The sequence below is a fragment of the Nesterenkonia sp. PF2B19 genome (assembly GCF_001758425.2).
In the GTDB taxonomy this organism is placed as follows: Bacteria; Actinomycetota; Actinomycetes; order Actinomycetales; family Micrococcaceae; genus Nesterenkonia; species Nesterenkonia aethiopica.
In genome coordinates this window covers 1-20037 of the sequence record NZ_MDSS02000046.1, presented here as the reverse complement: position 1 = coordinate 20037, position 20037 = coordinate 1, and the positions used below count along the sequence as shown (strand labels likewise).

Genomic DNA, 20037 nt, shown 5'->3' with positions numbered 1-20037 from the left:
CCGTGAACTCCGAGAGAGGATCCATGACCCAGACGACACCTGGTTCGCCCATCGAGACCCTGCCCCAGCCCCCGGAGCTGCGGGCCCGAGCAGCCCGAGACCCCCTTCGCCCGACGTACCATTTCACCGCGCCGGCCGGCTGGCTCAACGACCCGAACGGTGTCGCCCAGCACGACGGCATCTACCATCTCTTCTACCAGCACAACCCGGAGTCCGCCGCGCATCACCGGATCCACTGGGGCCACGCCGTCTCCACCGACCTGGTCCGATGGGAGGAGCGCCCGCTGGCCCTCGTCCCCGGGGAAGGAGCTGACGAGGACGGCTGCTGGTCCGGCGTGCTGGTGCATCACGAAGGCACCCCGATGCTCGTCTACTCCGGACGGCGCGGGGAGCGGGAACTCCCCTGCCTCGCCGTCGGCTCGGCGGACATGGACCACTGGACACCGCTGCCGGATCCGGTCATCGACCACCCACCGACCGGCACCCCGCTGTCCGGCTTCCGGGACCACTGTGTGTGGCGCGAAGGCGGCCGCTGGCGGCAGCTGATCGGCAGCGGCCGCCGCGGGCTGGGAGGCTGCACGTTCCTCTATGAGTCCGAGGACCTCCGGCACTGGACGCTGCTGGGCTCCCTGGCCGAGGACACGGTCGGCGAGATCGCACTCGACGACCCGGAGTGGACCGGCACGATGTGGGAGTGCATCGACTTCTTCTCGATGGTTCCCGGCGTCGACGGCCGCACGGGTCCACCGGACGGGACCACCGGTCAGCCCCATGTGCTGATCTTCTCGGCGTGGCACGAAGGCGTCACGCTGCATCCGCTGGCCGCGGTGGGCACCTATGACGGCCGTCGCTTCCGCATCGAGCACGTCCAACGGCTTGATCTCGGCGGGCGGCACGCCTACGCCCCGCAGACGTTCGTCGACGAGTCGGGACGCCGCGTGCTGTGGGCGTGGATGCAGGAAGGGCGCAGCGAGCACGCTCAGCGGGAGGCCGGCTGGTCCGGAGCCATGGCTGCCCCTCGTCGGGTCTGGCTCGATGAGAGGCTGCATGTCTGCGTCGAGCCGGTCCAGGAGCTCACCTCCCTCCGGCAGTCTGAGACCGCCCCGCGGCAGGACGGCACGACGACCGTCCTGGCTGACTCGGTGACGGTGGACGCAGAGATCGACGTCACGATCCCGGTCGGTGAATCCGTCGAGCTCCTGCTGTTCACCACGGCAGACGGCCGAGAGCAGACCCGCGTCGTCGTGGACCGCGTCAGGCCCGGCGGGCTGCGCGTCACCATGGATCGCAGTCGCGCGAGCCTGGACCCCACCACTGACCGATCGCCGCACGCCGGCGAAGTCCTCACGGAGACCGACCGGATCCAGGTGAGGCTGCTTCTCGATGCGTCGTCGATCGAGCTGTTCGTCGAGGGGGCCTCGCTCACCAGCAGGGTCTATCCGACCCGAGCCGACGCCTCCCGGCACGAGCTGCGTCTCTCCGCCGGAGCACAGCTGCACAGTGCGCCGAGCTGGACCATGCGCGACCCCTGGACCTCGACTCACTGCCAGGACTGACGCTCTGGTCGGAAGGCCAGCCCTGCGGCACCTGACACCGCCCCACTGCATCCCAGAGGAGACATTCCCATGCGCCACACCGACCCGATGCACCGTTCCCGACGGAACGCCGAGACACGCACTCCCGACCCGACGGCGAGCCGGCCCGATCGCAGATCCGTCCTGCTGGGCGCGGGCGGAGCGCTCGGCACTGCCGCCGGGGTCGCAGGCGGTGTCCTGGGCCTGCCGAGTGCGTCCGCGAGCCCGAGGCGGCCTGACCAGGCGTCAGACCGATCCCGCCAGGCGCGGTGTTCCGACGTGCAGAGCTACCGTCCCGCGTACCACCTCAGCGTTCCTGACAACTGGAAGAACGACCCTCAGCGTCCGATCTTCCTCAACGGGGAGTACCTGTACTACTACCTGTACAACGAGGACTACCTCGAGGGAGGACACGGCACGTCCTGGCGACTGGTGACGACGACTGACCATGTCGCCTTCTCCGACCAGGGCGTCGCCATCCCGAAGTTCTCCAATGACAACGGCGACTGCTGGTCCGGCTCACTGGTCATCGACGCGGACAACACGGCCGGCTACGGCGACGGTGCGGTGATCGCACTCGTCACGCAGGCCCCGGAGGGTGTCCAGGCCCAGTTCCTCTGGTACTCCACCGACGACGGCCGGACGTTCTCCCCTGGGCCGGAGGCGCCTGTGCTGCCCAACCCAGGAGTGGAGGCCTTCCGGGATCCGAAGGTCATCTGGGACGCGGCGCGGTCGCGCTGGTTCATGGCCAACGCGGAGGGTCAGCGGCTCGGCTTCTACGCCTCGGCGGATCTGCATCGCTGGGAGGAGGTGGGTGAGTTCCGCCGTGAGGACATCGGGCTGCTGGAGTGCCCGGACATCTTCGAGATGGAGGCCTCCGACGGCAGCCGGCACTGGGTGCTCGGCACCGGCGCCAACGGAAAGTCCCGCGACCTTCCGGCCACCTACGCCTACTGGGTCGGAGAGTTCGACGGCGCCGCGTTCACCCCGGACCATGATGAGCCGCACTGGCTCGACTGGGGCTTCGACTTCTACGGTGCCGTCACCTATGCCTCCCATACAGACGACGGCGACGAGGATCCTACGCTTCGACGCGCGATCGGATGGGCGAACTTCTGGGACTATCCGCACAACACACCGAGCCTGGTGACCGACGGGTACAACGGCGACGACATGATCGTCCGCGAGATCCGGCTCGCTCCGGATGCGCACGGGGGATATCAGCTCCTCTCCACACCCGCGTCGGGCCTGGAGGACTATACGACGGCCACCCATGCGCTCGGTGATCTCACGGTCTCCGGCCATCAGGACCTCGACGTCGCCGCGCGTGCCTACGAGCTGCGGTGCACCCTGGTCTGGGACCCCGCAGATCCGCCGGCCAACATCGGCTTCGAGCTCTGCCGGGCACCGGGCGGGGGCCGCCACGTGGCCGCCGGTCTCTTCTTCGACGGCGGATTCGCCTACGTCAACCGACGGCCGACGTTCTCTCCCGGCGTCGGCGGCGAGTCACAGACTCCCATCCCCGGGAACTCCGGTGAGATGGACCTCCGGATCCTGGTGGACCACAGCAGTGTGGAGTGCTTCTTCGGTGACGGGGCCGTCGTCCATTCTCACCGGGTCTTCCCGCTCGCAGACGACGACGGGTTGCGGCTGTTCGTACATGGGGGTGAGGCCACAGCACGCGGGCTCACGGTGCGAGAGCTGGCAGTGCCGTGACGTGGCGGTGGCCCCGACGAGGGGTGGAACAGTTCCATCACCGCACCATCAATCGTGGATGTGACTCTTGACACTTTCCATGGGCACCTCTAGTCTTATGGAAGTTATACGAATAACTCCACCTGAGAGGACGACATGGCGACGAGACGGCAGGCGCCGACGATGTGGCAGGTCGCCGAGCGCGCAGGCGTCTCTCAGGCCACCGTTTCCCTGGTGCTCAACAAGGTCGCCGGCGGACGAGTCGCCCGGGCCACCCAGGAACGCGTCTGGGAGGCCGTCGAGGCCCTGGGCTATCGGACGAACGCCCATGCCAAGTCTCTGCGGAGCGGAGACTCCGGCATGATCGGCTTCATCTCCGATGAGGTCGCCAGCGCCCCCTTCGCCGGGCGCCTCCTGAAAGGCGCCCAGATGAAGGCCTGGGAGTCCGGGAACGTCATCCTCAGCGTGGACACCTTCGGCGAGCAGGAGCTCGAGACCGCGTCGATCGACATGATGCAGTCCTACCGCGTCCGAGGGGTCATCTACGCTGCGATGTACCACCGCCGCCTCACCGTCCCTGCAGCTCTGGCCGGACTGCCCACTGTTGTCCTCAACGCCCAGGATGAGGCCGGCGAACACAGCAGCGTCTTCCCCGACGAGCACGACGGCGGACGCCGCGCCGCCCAGCGACTCATCGATGAGGGCCACACCCGCCTGGCCATGATCAACATCCAGCCCGCGGACAGTGAGCTCCCCGCGGGCATCGGCCGCCTCACCGGATTTCGTGCCGCGCTGGAGGCCGCAGGACTCCCCTTCGACCCCGAGCTCGTCCGATACGGCACCGGAACCGTGGAGGACGGACTGCGCCACGCCGCGGACCTCGCCGCTCTGCCAGAGCCCCCCACGGGCATCTTCTGCGCCAACGACCGTACCGCCTGGGGCGCCTACCGCGCCCTGGAACAGCGCGGCCTCGGAGTGCCGGATGACTGCTCGATCGTCGGCTTCGACAACCAGGAGACGACGGCGCCGCACCTCGATCCCGGCCTGACCACGATCGAGCTACCCTTCGAAGCCATGGCCCACCGAGCCATCGACCTCCTCCTCGACTCTCCCGACACCGTCCAGCAGGCACCCACCCAGGGGCGTCTCATCGAGCGCGCCTCCGTCACCTCCCCCGCCCCTCGCACACAAGAGGTCAGTCCATGAGCACGACCCGGTCCTTCCGTCCTCCTGGCGCATCATCCACCCCACGCGCCGCTCGTCGCACGTCACGTCTGAGGCGGGCGCTGAGATCCTGGCAGTTATACGTATTACTTCTGCCGGCGATCATCCACGTGATCCTGTTCAAGTACTGGCCGATGTATGGTGCCCAGATCGCCTTCCGCAACTACAACCCCGCGGATGGCTTCGCCGGAAGCCCCTGGGCCGGCCTCGAGCACTTCGCACGATTCATCGGCTCCTTCCAGTTCGAGCGCGTGGTGATGAACACGCTGACGTTGAACTCGCTGGGACTGCTGATCGCATTCCCCGTGCCGATCATCCTGGCGCTGATCGTCAATCAGCTGCAGTCGGAGAGGTTCAAGAAGTTCACCCAGACCGTCCTCTACTCGCCGTCGTTCATCTCCGTCGTCGTGATCGTGGGCATGATCCACCTCCTGTTCTCCCCGCGCGCAGGTCTGGTCAACAACGTCATCGAACTCTTCGGCGGAGATCCGATCTTCTTCATGGGCATGCCGGAATGGTTCCGCCCCCTCTACATCGGCTCGGACATCTGGCAGAACGCCGGATTCTCCATGATCATCTACCTGGCCGCGCTGACCGCCATCAGTCCCGCTCTCCATGAGGCGGCGCGCGTCGACGGGGCCAACAAGCTGCAGCGCATCTGGCACATCGACATCCCGGGCATCATGCCCGTCGTCACGATCCTGTTCATCCTGGCCATCGGCAACCTGTTCAACCTCGGATTCGAGAAGGTCCTGCTGATGCAGACCGACCTGAACCTGCAGACCTCCGAAGTCATCCAGACCTACGTGTACTCCGTGGGGCTGCAGCAGGCCCAGTTCAGCTACTCCGCCGCCATCGGGCTGTTCAACTCACTCATCAACCTCGTCCTGCTGCTGACGTTCAACTGGATCGCCCGCAAGGCCGGCCAGTCGAGCCTCTGGTGAGGAAGGAAGCCATGACTCAGACCGTCGCACCACCCACGCTCCCACCCACCCGGAAGCTCCCCTCGTCTCCAGCCCCGCAGCCGAGGCCACGCCGATCCCTCGTCTCCCGCTACGCCGACCCGCTCTTCAACGTCATCGCCGTCGGACTGCTGCTGGTGGCCATCGTGGCCATCATCTACCCGATGTACTTCATCCTGATCGCCTCGGTCTCCGAACCCTCGGAGATCCTCAACGGCAACGTCTGGGTGGTGCCACGCGGCTTCACCCTCGAGGGGTACGTCCAGATCCTCTCGGACGCCGGCATTCTGCGCGGCTTCGCGAACTCCGTCCTGTACACCGTCGTCGGCACGGGCGTCAGCGTCGCCGTCATCCTGGCCGCCGCCTACGCCCTGTCCCGCAAGGATCTCTACGGTCGCACTCCCCTGATGCTGCTGTTCGTGATCACCATGTTCATCGACGGCGGGCTCATCGCGCGCTACCTGGTGGTCCGGGACCTCGGCATGTTGGACACCATGTGGGCCGTCGTGCTGCCCGGGGCCGTCGGCGTCTGGAACCTCATCATCGCCCGCGCGTTCTTCGAGAACAACGTCCCCGGCGAGCTGCGGGACGCCGCCCAGATGGACGGCGCCAGCGACTTCCGGTTCTTCTTCAGCATCGTCCTGCCGCTGTCCAAACCCTTGATCTTCCTCATGATCATGATCCACCTGGTGGCGAACTGGAACGCCTTCTTCGACGCCCTCATCTTCTTGGACAGCGAGGACAAGTACCCGCTGCAGCTAGTGCTGCGCAATGTGCTCGTCCAGTCCGAGGTCTCCGCCGCCGGAGGGACCGGAGCCCTGGATTCCTACGCCGCGGCGCAGCGCCTCGGAGAGCTGATCAAGTACGGCATGATCGTCATCTCCACGATCCCGTTGCTCATCGTGCTGCCGTTCATGCAGAAGCACTTCACCAAGGGCGCCATGCTCGGCGCCGTCAAGAACTGAACCTGCCCCTCCTCCACCCCGTCCCCTTCGCAGAGAACTCGAGGAACAGCTATGCGCTCTCACCACTCATTTCCGGCCCTCACCGCAGCACTGACCGCCATCGTCGCGCTCACGGCATGCGGCTCATCAGCAGGCTCCGAACCTGTCGAAGACGCCTCTGACGAGTACGGATTCAACACCGAGGGTCTCCCGATCGTCGAAGAGACGCTGACCCTGACCTTCGGCGGGACGAAGTCCGCCCTCGCTCCCGACTACGCAGAGATGGACCTGGTGCAGCAGTGGGAGGAGGACACCAACATCGCCATCACCTGGGAGAACCTCACCGGACAGGTCTACGATGAACGCAAGAACCTGATGCTGGCCAGCGATGACCTGCCCGACGTCCTGTTCAACACCGGGCTGAGCGACGCCGAAGTCGTCACCAACGGCACCAACGGCACCCTGCTCCCCCTGGAGGACCTGATCGAGGAGCATGCCCCCACCCTGTCCGGCATCCTGGAGGAGCGTCCCGACATCCGTGCGGCGATCACCGCCTCCGACGGCCACATCTATACGCTTCCCTCCGTCGAAGAGCTCGGCATCCTGCCCTACCCGAACTTCCTCTACATCAACGCCACCTGGTTGGACGAGCTGGGCCTCGACATGCCCCAGACCATCGATGAGTACCGCGAGGCGCTCGAGGCCTTCGCCACCGAGGACCCCAACGGCAGCGGCACCCAGGACGAGATCCCCCTGTCATTCCGGACCGACTCCTTCGCCGCGAACCCCCACGACCTCATCGCGGCCCTGGGCGGACAGCCGACCAACAACGACCATCGCATCGTGCGCGACGACGTCGTCGAGTTCACCGCGAACACCGAGGGGTACCGGGACGGAGTCCGCGAGCTCGCCGACTGGTACGCCGACGGGCTGATCGATCCGGAGTCCTTCTCACAGGACGACGTCGCCTATCTCGCCAAGGGCAAGTCGAACACCCCGATCCTGGGCTCCTTCATCTGGTGGGAGGCCGAAGAGATGGTGGGCACCGATCGACTCGACGACTACGAGCTGGTCGGAGTCCTCGAAGGTCTCGACGGACAGCAGCTGGCCAGTGTGGCGAACAACCAGGAGATCAATCGCGGGGCCCTGGCGATCACCCGGGCGAACCAGTACCCGGCGGCCACGATGCGGTGGGCCGACCGGCTCTATGACCCGGTGATGTCTGCTCAGACGAACTGGGGACCGATCGACACGACCCTCGAGGAGGACGAGGACGGTCTGCTCGTCCAGATCTCCCCGGAGAGCGGAGAGTCCGCCGGCGAGCGCCGTCAGCGCGTCGCCCCAGGCGGCCCCTTCATCGTCACGGCCGAGGACTTCGAGGACGTCGTCGCGCCCGAGCCGCGGGCCCAGGAGCGCCAGGAGCTGGTCGCCGAACACTACGAGCCCCACCGCGCCAACGACCCCTACCCCCCGGTGATGCTCTCCAATGAGGAGCTGGACCAGGTGTCCACACGCACCGCCGACATCCACACCCTGGTGCTGGAGAAGTTCGCCACCTGGGTCACCACCGGCACCGTCGACGACGAATGGGACGGCTACCTGCAGCAGCTTGAGAGTCTGGGAGTCGATGAGGCCATCGAAGTCTACCAGGCGCCTACGACCGTTACATCGCCGATGGGGAGTCCTGAACCGGCCCCGCACCCATGACATGCCCCACTTCCCCCGCTCCCGAGGAGAACCCCCTATGACCACGGCCGGAACCGTCCCCCTCGAAACCTCAGCCGGCACCGATGGCTGGCGCCCCGCAGCACACTTCGCCGCTCGCGACACCTGGTTGAACGACCCCAACGGGCTGCTCTTCCACGACGGCGTGTACCACCTGTACTTCCAGAACAACCCGCACGGCTCCACCTGGGGAAACATCTCCTGGGGTCACGCGACCTCCACGGATCTGGTCACCTGGCACGAGCAGCCCGTGGCCATCGAACACACCGACGAGGAGATGGTCTTCTCCGGCAGCGCCGTGGTGGACCACCGCAACACCGCCGGGTTCGCCGGCCCCGGGGAGACCGCCCTGGTCGCGGTCTACACCTCCGCAAGCCATACGCCCGAGGGACGGCCCCGCCAGGCGCAGTCCCTGGCCTACAGCCTCGACGGCGGATACGAGTGGACACGGTATACGGAGAACCCGGTCCTGGACATCGGATCCGGTGAGTTCCGCGACCCCAAGGTCTTCTGGTACGGCGGTGACGACGGGCATTGGGTGATGGTCGTCGTCGAAGCGGCTGACCGCCGCGTCGCCGTCTACACCTCACCGGATCTGAGGTCCTGGACCCGGACCTCGGAGTTCGGCCCGGCACACGCCACAGGAGGCGTCTGGGAGTGCCCCGACCTGTTCGAGCTGCCCGTCGAAGGAACCGCAGACTCCCGCTGGGTCATGATCGTGAGCCTCAACCCAGGAGCGATCGCCGGGGGCTCGGGGACGCAGTACTTCATCGGGGACTTCGACGGTGAACGGTTCACCCCGGAGAGGCTCAGCGCTTCCGAGGACCTCGCCGACTTCGACTGGTTCGACTTCGGGAGGGACTGCTACGCCGCGGTGTCGTTCTCGAACGTGCCGGACGGCCGCAGGCTCATGGTCGGATGGGCCAGCAACTGGGAGTATGCCGAGGTCACCCCGACCGGCCCGTGGCGCTCCGCGATGACGTTGGTGCGCGAGATCTCCCTGGCGCGGGATCCGGACGGGCGTCATCGTCTCCGCCAGACCCCGATCCTGCCCACCGATGCTCCGCGTCTGGTGCTCGCCGAGGACACTCTTGAACGGACTGCCGACGAGGCCTCGGGCCTGCTCGTCTTCTCGACCACGGTCGCCGATGACGGCTCGGCGACGTTCGTTCTCGACAGCGGGCCCGAAGCGGCACCCGGCACGGGCCTGCGTCTCACCGTCGACGCCGCCGGCGGCCACGTCGTCTGTGACCGGACCCGCACCGGAGGACCGGACGTCCATCCCGCCTACCCGTCTGTCGACGAGGCTCCGCTCCCCACCCGCCCGAGCCACGACGACGTCGCGGTGGAGGTCCTGGTCGACGGGAGCGTGGTGGAGATCTCCGTGGACGGAGGACTGGTGACGTTCACCGAGCTCGTCTTTCCCGAACGACCGTACCGGCGCCTGACCCGCCAGAACTGACCGAGGAGGACTCCCATGCCCCAGATGGCCACAGCCCGTCATGCCCTGGTGATCGGTGAATCGTTGGTCGACATCGTCACCGACCCCACCGGCCGGCAGGAGACCCACCCCGGCGGCAGTCCCATGAACGTCGCCGTCGGCCTCGCCCGGCTGGAGGTGGACACGACACTGGCGACCCATATCGCCGACGACGGGCCCGGTGAGCTGGTCCGGGCGCATGTGGAGCGCTCCGGCGTCTCGCTGAGCCTGCTCGGTCCGGAGACCGCCAGCACCTCGACGGCCCATGCCGTGCTCGACGACGACGGCGCAGCCGAGTACACCTTCGACGTCACCTGGGCTCCCGAGTCCTTGGACCTGGGCCGGCCCGACCTGATCCACACCGGGTCGCTCGCCACCAGCCTGGACCCAGGTGCCGACGTCGTGGAGGAGACTCTGCGCGGCACCCCGGAGGGAACGGTGGTCTCCTTCGACCCCAATGTCCGACCGTCTCTGGCACCCGCCCGGGGCGTGCTGCGCGAGCGGGTCGAACGCATCGCCTCACTCGCCCATGTGGTGAAGATGAGCGATGAGGACGCCGCCTGGCTCCACCCTGAGTTGAGCGTCGAGGACCTCGTGGCCCACTACGCCGGCCTCAGCGGCGGAGTCTTCGTCCTGACCCGAGGCGCCGCAGGGTGCACCATCGGGACGCGCCGGTGGCAGGAGACCCTGCCGGCTCCGGCCGTGGACGTGGTGGACACGATCGGCGCCGGAGACGCGTTCATGTCCGGTCTGCTCTACGCCCTGCTCGAGGCTGGTCTCACCGGGCCTCTGACACGGGGCGAGCCGGATCAGCAGGGTCTCCGTGCCTGTGCCCGGACTGCCCTGCGCAGCGCCGCCGTCGCGGTGTCTCGCGCGGGAGCCAACCCGCCGGGTCCGCGGGAGCTCCTCCTGACCTGAGGCCGGCCTCCGCGGCTCTCATCGTGCTCTCATGTCGCAGGACCACTCTGGAGTCACGACGTCACACCCCGGAGGTTCCCACCCATGTCCGAGTCGATTCCGTCCGCTGACTCCCCCGCCCCGGTGGTCGGCTACGTGCTGAAGATGTATCCGCGCTTCTCGGAGACGTTCGTCGTCTCGGAGATCCTGGCCCGCGAGGCCCAGGGCGAGCAGATCGTGATCTTCTCCCTGCGTCCCACCACGGACAGCCGCTTCCATCCGGAGCTCGCCCGGGTGAAGGCCCCTGTGGTGCACGTGCCGCGCCCCAGCTCGGCCACCCGCCTGTGGGACGCTCTCAGCGCCGGGCCGGCGTCGGGCGTGGCCGAGGCCTGGGAGGAGCTGCGCCGCCACAGCCATGACGACGCCGCCCAGGCCGTCGCCGTCGCACGGCTGGCCCGCGAACACGGGGTCACGCACCTCCACGCCCACTTCGCCTCGGTGGCCACCACGGTGGCGCGGCTGGCCGGGCGCGTCGCCGGGCTGCCGTACTCCTTCACCGCCCACGCCAAGGACATCTTCCACCAGGATGTGGACCCGACGGACCTGAAGGCCAAGCTCGCCGACGCCCACCATGCGATCACCATCAGCGGCTACAACCTGGCCGATCTGCGCCGCCGCTTCCCCGAGGCCACCGACACTCTGCAGCTGGTGCGCAACGGCCTGGAGCTCGAGCGCTTCCCCTTCACTCCGGACCGCGCACGTGGCTCCGACCCGGCGCGGGTGCCCCGGCTGCTGGCCGTGGGCCGGCTGGTGGAGAAGAAAGGCTTCAGCCTGCTGATCGAGGCCGTGGACGTGCTGCGCTCGCGCGGGGTCGACGTCGCCGCCGACATCGCCGGGGACGGGCCGCTGGCCGGGGATCTGACCGCCCAGATCGATCGGCTCGGACTGGACGACCGCGTCCGTCTGCTGGGTCCGCTCACCCAGGCCGAGGTCTCCGCGCGACTCGGCACCGACGACGTGTTCGTCGCCCCCTTCGTGGTCGGCTCCGACGGCAACGCCGACGGACTGCCCACCGTGCTCCTGGAGGCGATGGCCCGCGGCATCCGCTGCGTGGCCGCCGACGTCACCGCCGTCGGCGAGGTGGTCGTCCCCGGCGAGACCGGGTGGCTGGTGCCCAGCGGCGACGACGCCGCCCTGGCCGACGCCCTGGCCGACGCGGTCCAGGAGGCCGTGGCCGAGTCCTCCGTCCATGACCAGATGGTCCACCGGGCGCGCGCTCTGGTGGAGGAGCACTTCGACTCCCGCCGCCAGGCCGCCGCCCTGCGCACCCTGGTGCCCGTGGAGCGCACCGCCGCACCCGTCGGAGGTGCCCGATGAGGATCGCCTATCTGCTCGCCGACCCGGGCATCGGTGTCTTCGGCACCAAGGGCGCCTCCGTCCACGTCCAGGAGATGGTCCGCGCCCTGCGAGCGCACGGGCACGAGGTCACCGTCTACGGCACCAAGCGCGGCGACCGCCCGGGCCGGCCGGAGACCGAATCGGTCCCTGAGGACCTGGCGGATCTGCCGGTGGTGGTCGTCCCGGTGCCCGGGGCCAAGGACGCCGCGGCGCGGGAGGCCGGTGTGGCTCAGGTGGCCGCGGAGATGGCCCAGCTGGCCGCCCTCGACGGCGCTGAGGCCGTCTACGAGCGCTACGCGCTGTTCTCCGACGCCGGCGCGCGGCTGGCCGCCCGCACCGGGATCCCCTTCGCGGTGGAGGTCAACTCCCCGCTCATCGCCGAGCAGCAGACTCACCGCAGCCTGCACGACGAGGCCTCCGCCTGGGAGGCCACGCGCCGCACCTTCGCCGCCGCCGACATCGTGGCATGCGTCTCCGGCCCGGTGGCCGACTGGGTGCGTCAGGTGGAGGGCGACGCCGCGGTCACCGTCATCCCCAACGGGGTCAACACCGACCGCATCCGACCTGGTCTCGGCGCCGATGCCGACACCGATGCCGATGCCGATGCCGAGCACCTTGCTTCCCTGCGCACCTTCACCGTGGGCTTCGTCGGCACGCTCAAACCCTGGCACGGCACCGAGATCCTGCTGCAGGCCGTGGCCGCAGCCACCGGCAATGCCGCCGACGCCGGGGACACGCGCCCCTGGCGGCTGGAGATCTGCGGTGCCGGCCCTCAGCTGGACCCGCTGCGCGACCTGGCCCAGCGGCTGGGGCTGCAGGACAGCATCCACTTCCACGGTGCGGTGGCGCCGGCCCGTGTTCCGGAGATCCTCGGTCGCTTCGACGTCGCGGTCGCGCCCTACCCGATGCCCTCCCCTGGGGCCGAGCACTACTTCTCTCCGCTGAAGGTCTACGAGTACCTCGCCGCCGAGGTCGCCGTGGTCGCCTCCGCCGTCGGGGAGCTGCCGGAGGTCCTGGGCGACGGCGCCCACGGCCTGCTGGTCGCCCCGGGTGACGTCGACGCCCTGGCCAACGCCCTGGATCAGCTGGCCCGGCGTCCTGAACTGCGGGCCCGGCTGGCCGCCTCCGGGCGGGCCGCCGCCGTCGCTGAGCACAGCTGGCAGCACCGCTGCGCACAGCTGCTCGCGCTGCTGCCCACTCCGGAGCACGTTCGCATCGAGCAGGTGAGCCCCCGATGAGCGCCGCCTCCGCCGCCTCCCGCCGTCAGCACCGTCAGGCCGTCTCCCGGACCCTGCGGATGCTGCTGCCGCATCTGGGCGAGCACAAGCTGCTGATCATCCTCGGGCTCATCGCCCTGGCCGGTGATGTCGCGTTCCGCATCCTGGAGCCCTGGCCGGTGAAGTTCGCCGTCGACGCCGTCACCGAGGCGCTCGGCGCCCAGCTGGCCGAGACCACCGGCCTCGCCGGGGACGTCACCACCACAGTGGTGCTGTGGGCGCTGCTGCTGGCCGGAATCGTCGGGGGGCGGGCCGTGTGCAACTACGTCTCCACCATCGCGTTCGCCAAGACCGGGGTGAAGGTGGTCACCCGGCTGCGCACCCGGGTGTTCGACCACATCCAGTCACTGTCCCTGCGCTACCACTCCACCGCCTCGGTGGGTGACACCTCTCAGCGGCTCGTGGGCGACATGGGCCGGCTGCAGGAGGTCGCGGTCACCGCAGGACTGCCGCTGGTGGGCAACGTGCTGACCCTGGTCGCCCTGTTCGTGGTGGTCATCATCATGAACCCCACGCTCTCGCTGGTGGTGCTGGTCACCGCCGGGCTGTACTTCGTGATCTCCCGGTTCTCCTCCCCGAAGATCTCCTCGGCCTCCCGAGCCACCCGCAAGGGCGAGGGCCAGCTGGTGGGGGACGCCGCCGAGGCGCTGGCCGCCATCCGCGTGGTGCAGGCCTACGGCCTCGAGTCTGTGGTGGCCTCCAGCTTCGCCGCAGGCAACGCCACCGCGTTGAAGGCCGGCATCCGAGCCCGTAAGCTCGCCGCCCGTCTGGAGCGCTCCACCGACGTGCTGGTGGGGATCTCCACCGCCGTCGTGCTCGGCTTCGGCGGCTGGCAGGTGCTGCGCGGGGTGATGACCCCCGGGGACATGGTGTTGTTCCTGATGTACCTGAAGATCGCGATGAAGCCGCTGCGGGACATGGCCAAGTACACCGGCCGCATCGCCCGAGCGGCGGCCTCCGGCGAGCGCATCGCCGACCTGCTGGACGAGCCGGTAGAGATCACCGACCCGGACCCCGCCCTGCCGATGGGGCGGGTCTCCGGCGACGTCGCGTTCTACCGCGTCACTGCCCGCGACGGCCACGGCCGGGAGCTCTTCGAGGACCTGAGCCTGCACATCCCGGCCGGTCAGCGTGTCGGCCTGCTGGGACCCTCCGGGTCCGGGAAGTCCACGCTGGCGGGCTACCTCCTGCGGCTGGCCGACCCCGACGACGGCGCAGTGCTGGTGGACGGCTGCGACACCCGGCGGGTGCGGCGGGCAGACCTGCGACGCAACATCTCCATCCTGCTGCAGGAGTCGGTGCTGTTCGCCTCCTCGGTGCGGGAGAACATCCGCTACGGACGGCTCGACGCCACCGACGACCAGGTCGAGGAGGCGGCCCGCCGGGCGGGGGCCCATGAGTTCATCCGCGCCCTGCCGCAGGGCTACGACACCGTGCTCGGCGCCCGCGGGGACACGCTCTCTGGGGGGCAGCGTCAGCGCATCGCCATCGCGCGGGCCCTGGTCCGCGACGCCCCCATCGTGGTGCTCGACGAGGCCACCACGGGCTTGGATCCGGCGTCCCGCGCCCTGGTGGAAGCCTCGCTGCGCGAGCTCACCCGAGGGCGGACCACAGTCGCCATCACGCATGATCTCAGCACCCTCCAAGGTCTGGACCGCATACTCTGGCTTCAGGACGGTCGCATCGTCGAGGACGGCTCACCGGACGAGCTGCTCGCCGACGAGTCCAGCAGGGTCGCTCGCTGGGCGTCGACCCAGCAGGAGACCTCGCCCCGGGAGAGCCCCGAGGCGGCGGCCGTCGACGGGACGGCGGGTGTGCCCGCCGCGCGGCAGCGCGCGGAGGACCCCGCCCTGGACGAGAGGGCGAATGCGTGAGCGCAGCACGAACCACAGCGGAGCCGGCACCCGAGGACGCCGCCCGGCCGCTTCAGGCGGCGCGCGGAGCGGTCTCCCCGGAGGAGCTGGAGACACCCATGGAGTCCCCGGAGATCCCCGCGGGCGCCGCCGATCCGGATGAGCAGCTCGCCCAGGCCACCTACCGCACGATGCCGGTGCCTCCGGTGAAGATCCGCGCTCCGCAGGCGCATGAGGCCGATGTCGCCGTGGCCGAGATCGCCCAGCTGGACCAGGTGGCCCAGCTGCTCGACGACGCCGCCCTGTCCAGCTGGCTGGGCATGCCGGTGCGCGGCCGGCACCTGCGGGTGAAGCCGGAGCGCAGCGTGGTGCTGGCCTGGGAGCGCACCGATGTGGACCTCACCGGCGGGGAGCCGGTGGACGTCGACGCCGAAGGTCCGGCGCACCACGGCTGGACCGTCATCTCCCGCGACCAGGACAAGTACGCCAAGTCTCTGGCCCGCGCCGAGCGAGTGGACCAGCGCCTCACCGTCCACCAGGACGAGCCCGTCTATCGGGTCTCGGGCTCCCTGTGGTCGGACCCGGCCCTGGCCCGGGAGCTGCTGGAGGCCCGTCAGGCTCTGGCCGAGACGGCCGGCGCTGAGCTGCATGGCGGGTCCTGCGCTACAACCCCCGACGTCGGTGGTCGCCGCCGTGGAGCTCGACGGCGGCCCCCATGTGGTGCGGGTGACCGCTGAGCCCGCCGCCGCGCAGCTGGAGACCGCCGACCGGTGGCGTCGGCTCGGAGTGCCGTTGGAGCCGGTGCGCCCGCTGGGTGACCGCGGCACCGCCCTGCTGACCCCCTGGTGGGGTCAGGGCGACCTGCTGGAGCACCCCGTGGAGTCCGCGGCGGAGACCGCCGGGACCATCGTGGCGGAGCTCCACGTCCGTTCCGGCGAGCTGGGCGAGGCTCCTGACCGGGTGCTCGACCCGGATGTGGCCAAGGCAGTCCACGCCATCGGACTCATCGCACCCTGGCTGGGCCAGCGGGCCGACATGCTCGCCGAGATGATCTCCCCGCTGGTGGAGGAGGCGGAGTCGGCCGAGCTGGTGGAGCTGCACGGCGACCTCTCCCCCGACCAGGTGCTGGTCTCCGGCGAGGACGGCTCCCGGGTGCGGATCATCGATCTGGACCGCGCCGGGCAGGGCCCCGCGATGCGCGACGTCGGCTCCTGGGTGGCGTCCTGCCGCGCGGCCGACCACGTGGAGCTGGCGGAGGCGTTCCTCCGGGGCTACCGGGAGATCACCCCCATAGATGAGGAGTCCCTGGCCGCGTGGGAGGCCTACGCCCATCTTCGCGCCGCCTTGGACCCCTTCCGCCGGCGGGAGGAGAACTGGCCGCAGAAGGCCTCGCGGCGCATCTCCATGGCCGAGCGGTCGATCCACGGATGAGCGCACCCCGCACCGGGTCGGCGCTGTCGCCGCTGCCCCCGGAGCATCTGGACACCGAGGCCGGGCCGGTGACCGTGACGCGCGTGTGGCCGGAGAAGCGGTCGCCGGCCGCATCGAGTCGAACACGACTTGCGGTGGAGGCCCTTGACACCTCCGGAGCGCTGCGCGCCGGGTGGTATCACAGCGGGACCGGAGTTCTGGAGCTCTTCGAAGCGTGGAGCGACCCGCGACTGCCGCAGCTGACGGAGCTGCGTGGCCCCGGCGCCGTCGTCGTCTCTCATCGGCCGGGTCGACGGGCCGTGGTGCGTCGAAGCCCGGACGGCACCACGTCGGGTCACCAGGACGGCTCGGCCGTGGAGTTCCGCAAACTGGTGCGGCCCGGTCGTGCCCAGAGCATCCTCGACGGCGTGGCGCGCGCGGCGACCTTCGACGGCCCCTTCCGCACCCCGCGGGTGCTCGCTCATGACGAGTCCTCGGTGGCCTTCGCCGCCTTGGCCGGCGCAGGACTGCATGAGGTCAGTGAGGACGACGCCGCCGCAGGACCCGGTTGGGCCCGGGCCTGGGGCGAGGTCCTGGAGGCGTGGCGCGAGGCGGTGCTCCGCTCGGCTCCGGCATCCGGGCTGCCGGTGCATGCCCCGGGAGACGAGATCGCTGTGCTGCGCCGCTGGACGGAGCAGGCCATGCCGGTGCTGCGGACGGGCCAGGCGGAGGCGGAGCTGTTCATCGAAGCCGTGGAGTCGACCGCCGTCGCACTGCAAAGGCTGCCGCAGATGACCCCGCGGCCCGCCCACCGGGACCTGCACGACAAGCAGGTGCTCTGGTCCGCCGACCAGGGGCCAGGGCTGCTGGACGTGGACACCGCCTGTCTCGCCGACCCGGCGCTCGACCTGGGGAACCTGCGGGCGCATGCGACCTGGCGGCACCGCCAGCGCGTCTGGAGCGCGGGCCAGGCAGAGGAGGTCCTCCTGGCGGTGGACGGCACGGCCGCGGAGCTGTCCCGGGTGCTGGACTCTCCCGTGGAGGACGCCGTGGCCGTCTATGAGCAGGCCAGCCTGCTGCGTCTGCTGTGCGTCTACGCCTTCCGTCCGCGGTATGCCGCTCTGGCCGACCAGATGCGTGGCGAGCTCCACCCGGCGACCTGAACCTGGGCCGCTGGATCTGTGTCCCTCGTGTCGGGATGCGTCTCCCTGATGAATCGCGACGGCGGTTTCTATCGGTGGTCGTCCCCGCACCGGGGACAGCGCTCGGCCCGCCGCCGTCTTGTGGTCTGGACCAGGACGTAGGGTGGGCCCATGAGTGAGATCACCGAGGCCAAGAAGGCGGCCCGGGCGCGGATCCGATCAGCCCGCAGCACCCTCGACGTCACCGAGAGTGCTCGCCGCGCGGAGGCTCAGGGACGGGTGCTCGAGGAGCATGTGCCGGCCCGGGCACGCGTGGCCGCGTATCTTCCGATGGCCCACGAACCCGATGTCCGGCCGTTCCTGACCCGGCATCTGCGCCGCGGAGGCCAGGTGCTGCTCCCCCGCGTCGCGGACGATCCGGTGCCCCGCTTGGAATGGGTCAGCTGGGCCGCGCAGTCCGAGACACGACGCCACCCTGTGCTGCCTCTGGACGAACCGGTCGGCCACGCTCGGACGCTGAGTGACGTCCTGGCCGAGGGCCCGCTGCAGATGCTGCTGCCCGCCCTGGCCGTGGACACCTCCGGGCATCGCCTGGGCCAGGGCGGCGGCTACTACGACCGCATGTTCGCCGAGGTGGAGGCCGCTGACCTGCGTGAGCAGGTGTCCGCCTGGGCGGTGGTGGGACCGGAAGAGGTCCTGCCAGCCGGGTCCTTCCCCGTGGAGCCCCATGACCTCGCGGTCGACGCGGTGGTGACGCCCGAGGGGCTCCGCAGACTCCGCTGACCCGCCGGCGCCTCGCGGCGGTATAGAATCAGTGGTCGGCAGATGTCCATGCGGCGGCACCCGACCGGTGAGCCTGCCGACTGTCCCCTGACTGAGGAATCCGATGCCCACGTACTCCTACGCCTGCAAGGCCTGCGGCCACGCCTTCGACATCGTCCAGTCGTTCAGCGACGACTCGCTGACCGTGTGCCCGGAGTGCTCGGGCACACTGCGCAAGAAGTTCGGCAGCGTGGGGGTGACCTTCAAGGGATCGGGCTTCTACCGCACCGACTCGCGCGGCTCCTCCTCCAGCTCCGAGTCGTCCTCCAGCCCCTCCTCCAGCTCCTCCTCGGCGCCCAAGCCCGCTGCGGCCTCCGCCACGGCCGACTGAGGCACCGGCCCTCGACGTCGGGCCTGCCCTCACCCCACCAGGCTCAGATGCAGACGCCCCTCGTGGGCTGCCTGCGCGATGTCCTGGGCCGTGGACGGATCCACCCCGACGACCAGCACCTGACCGGCGTCGCCGGCCTGCGGAAACCAGTCGTCGCTCTCGCCTGAGGGGACCCACAGCACCAGCGCGGCACGGGCCACAGTCCGCGAGGAGGTGCCGTCCTCCAGCGACTCGGAGGAGAGGATCACGTCCACCCGCTGGCCCGGGCTGAGCATCCCCACCAGCGCCGTGTCCGCCGGGCGCACCGGCACCGCCACATGGTCCTCGGGCTGGCCCGCCAGCAGCCCCGGGCCGACCAGCTGCGACGGCAGGACCATCGCCCCGCGAGACAGCGGGACGGCTGCCTGGCGGCCCAGCAGATCCTCCACGCGGACCGGCTCCTCGCCCGGTACGGCCTCGGCGTCCACCGAGACCTCCTCCAGCACGGCGGCCGTCAACTCATCCCCGGCCGAGACATCCTGGGTCACCCGCACCGCCGTCGCCGTCTCCCCACGGGACTCCACACCCGAGGCGAGCCCGGCCAGCACCGCACCCAGCGCGCAGAGCAGCGCCAGGGGAACCCGCAGACGCCGCAGCCTGAGGCCCAAGCCTCCTCCGCGCAGCCTGCGCGCCACCCGTGGAGGGCGACGTCGGACGCCTGAACGGGGCGGCGTCGGGAATCCCGGTCTCTGGGCCTGTGCACGACGGCTCCGTCGTCGTGATCGCGCCGGCGGCGGTCCCCGCGGATCGTCGGGCAGCGACCGCGCTGCGCGAGTCGCGGGTCCGGCGGATCCGCCGGGGCGCGGCGGCGGTGGGAGGCGAGCAGGTCCTGCGGTGAGCGTCATGCCCTCCACCCTGCCGCTCACAGACCCACACGACGAGAACGTCGGGCGAGGCTGTGGATCGTCGCGCGTGTCAGCGCCGCACGCGACGGACCTGTGGAGGAACACCCCACCAGCGTCGAGGACTCAGTCCCAGTGGGGTGGGCGCTGCTCCAGGATCCATCGATCCCGCGCGCTCAGGGGCGACTTCCGGTCAGGGTCAGTCCCTCCGGAGCCTGACGCCCCCTTCGAGGCCGGGGCCGCATCGTCCTGCGCAGAGTCTTCCAGCGAGGCGGGGATGAACGCCTGCGACTCGGTCTCCTCCGGCTGCCCGGAGGTGGCGGGCGCGATGACGACGACGCCGTCCCCGGCGTCCCGAGCGCTGCGCCCCCGCCCCGTCCGGATCCGTGCCGTCGGGAGCCGGGCCGTCCAGATCCGTGCCG

Annotated in this window: 18 protein-coding genes; 16 read left to right on the top strand and 2 right to left on the bottom strand. The window is 69.9% G+C overall.

What is annotated here, in order from left to right; genetic code table 11:
• Window positions 1–23 precede the first annotated feature (23 nt).
• The 16 genes from BCY76_RS12775 (at window position 24) to BCY76_RS12700 (ending at window position 18734) form a co-directional block, all read left to right on the top strand.
• A complete protein-coding gene (locus tag BCY76_RS12775) occupies window positions 24–1556 on the top strand; it encodes a glycoside hydrolase family 32 protein (RefSeq protein WP_085437774.1) in 1533 nt (510 codons plus the stop codon).
• A gap of 297 nt (window positions 1557–1853) precedes the next feature.
• Complete coding sequence (locus BCY76_RS12770) at window positions 1854–3290, top strand: glycoside hydrolase family 32 protein (protein ID WP_070162020.1); 1437 nt, start codon at window positions 1854–1856, stop codon at window positions 3288–3290.
• Between the two features lie 135 nt (window positions 3291–3425).
• Window positions 3426–4475, top strand: a complete 1050-nt coding sequence (locus tag BCY76_RS12765; protein ID WP_070162009.1) for a LacI family DNA-binding transcriptional regulator — start codon at window positions 3426–3428, stop codon at window positions 4473–4475.
• Between the two features lie 128 nt (window positions 4476–4603).
• Complete coding sequence (locus BCY76_RS12760) at window positions 4604–5437, top strand: ABC transporter permease (RefSeq protein WP_237090135.1); 834 nt, start codon at window positions 4604–4606, stop codon at window positions 5435–5437.
• An 11-nt stretch (window positions 5438–5448) separates the two neighbouring features.
• Window positions 5449–6420 (top strand): carbohydrate ABC transporter permease, encoded by a 972-nt coding sequence (locus BCY76_RS12755; protein WP_083277740.1) that lies wholly within the window; start codon window positions 5449–5451, stop codon window positions 6418–6420.
• Window positions 6421–6471: 51 nt separating this feature from the next.
• On the top strand, window positions 6472–8106 hold the full coding sequence (locus BCY76_RS12750; RefSeq protein ID WP_237090134.1) for an extracellular solute-binding protein: 1635 nt from the start codon (window positions 6472–6474) through the stop codon (window positions 8104–8106).
• A gap of 37 nt (window positions 8107–8143) precedes the next feature.
• Window positions 8144–9586 carry a glycoside hydrolase family 32 protein gene (locus BCY76_RS12745; protein WP_070162005.1) on the top strand — a complete coding sequence of 481 codons (1443 nt, stop codon included), beginning with the start codon at window positions 8144–8146 and terminating at the stop codon, window positions 9584–9586.
• A 15-nt stretch (window positions 9587–9601) separates the two neighbouring features.
• Entirely contained in the window at window positions 9602–10522 is a 921-nt protein-coding gene (locus tag BCY76_RS12740; protein ID WP_070162003.1) for a carbohydrate kinase family protein, read from the top strand.
• A gap of 84 nt (window positions 10523–10606) precedes the next feature.
• On the top strand, window positions 10607–11878 hold the full coding sequence (locus BCY76_RS12735; RefSeq protein ID WP_085437773.1) for a glycosyltransferase: 1272 nt from the start codon (window positions 10607–10609) through the stop codon (window positions 11876–11878).
• A complete protein-coding gene (locus tag BCY76_RS12730; protein WP_085437772.1) occupies window positions 11875–13137 on the top strand; it encodes a glycosyltransferase family 4 protein in 1263 nt (420 codons plus the stop codon). The genes BCY76_RS12735 and BCY76_RS12730 overlap by 4 nt, the downstream gene beginning before the upstream one ends.
• Window positions 13134–15050 carry an ABC transporter ATP-binding protein gene (locus BCY76_RS12725; RefSeq protein ID WP_085437771.1) on the top strand — a complete coding sequence of 639 codons (1917 nt, stop codon included), beginning with the start codon at window positions 13134–13136 and terminating at the stop codon, window positions 15048–15050. Before BCY76_RS12730 ends, BCY76_RS12725 begins: the two co-directional genes overlap by 4 nt.
• Complete coding sequence (locus BCY76_RS18210; RefSeq protein ID WP_085437770.1) at window positions 15047–15766, top strand: hypothetical protein; 720 nt, start codon at window positions 15047–15049, stop codon at window positions 15764–15766. Before BCY76_RS12725 ends, BCY76_RS18210 begins: the two co-directional genes overlap by 4 nt.
• A complete protein-coding gene (locus tag BCY76_RS12715) occupies window positions 15711–16460 on the top strand; it encodes a phosphotransferase (RefSeq protein WP_070159048.1) in 750 nt (249 codons plus the stop codon). The genes BCY76_RS18210 and BCY76_RS12715 overlap by 56 nt, the downstream gene beginning before the upstream one ends.
• Window positions 16457–17602 carry a phosphotransferase family protein gene (locus BCY76_RS12710; protein ID WP_070159049.1) on the top strand — a complete coding sequence of 382 codons (1146 nt, stop codon included), beginning with the start codon at window positions 16457–16459 and terminating at the stop codon, window positions 17600–17602. Before BCY76_RS12715 ends, BCY76_RS12710 begins: the two co-directional genes overlap by 4 nt.
• A gap of 150 nt (window positions 17603–17752) precedes the next feature.
• Window positions 17753–18364, top strand: coding sequence for a 5-formyltetrahydrofolate cyclo-ligase (locus tag BCY76_RS12705; protein ID WP_070159050.1), 612 nt, complete (start codon window positions 17753–17755; stop codon window positions 18362–18364).
• A gap of 103 nt (window positions 18365–18467) precedes the next feature.
• A complete protein-coding gene (locus BCY76_RS12700; RefSeq protein ID WP_070159051.1) occupies window positions 18468–18734 on the top strand; it encodes an FmdB family zinc ribbon protein in 267 nt (88 codons plus the stop codon).
• Window positions 18735–18763: 29 nt separating this feature from the next.
• On the opposite strand, the gene cpaB is transcribed toward BCY76_RS12700, so the two are convergent.
• The gene (gene cpaB, locus BCY76_RS12695; RefSeq protein WP_070159052.1) at window positions 18764–19381 is read right to left on the bottom strand and encodes a Flp pilus assembly protein CpaB; all 618 of its coding nucleotides are present in this window, start codon (window positions 19379–19381) and stop codon (window positions 18764–18766) included.
• A 360-nt stretch (window positions 19382–19741) separates the two neighbouring features.
• Window positions 19742–20037, bottom strand: a 296-nt coding sequence (locus BCY76_RS18205; RefSeq protein ID WP_201791134.1) for a hypothetical protein, incomplete at its 5' end; no start/stop codon positions are given.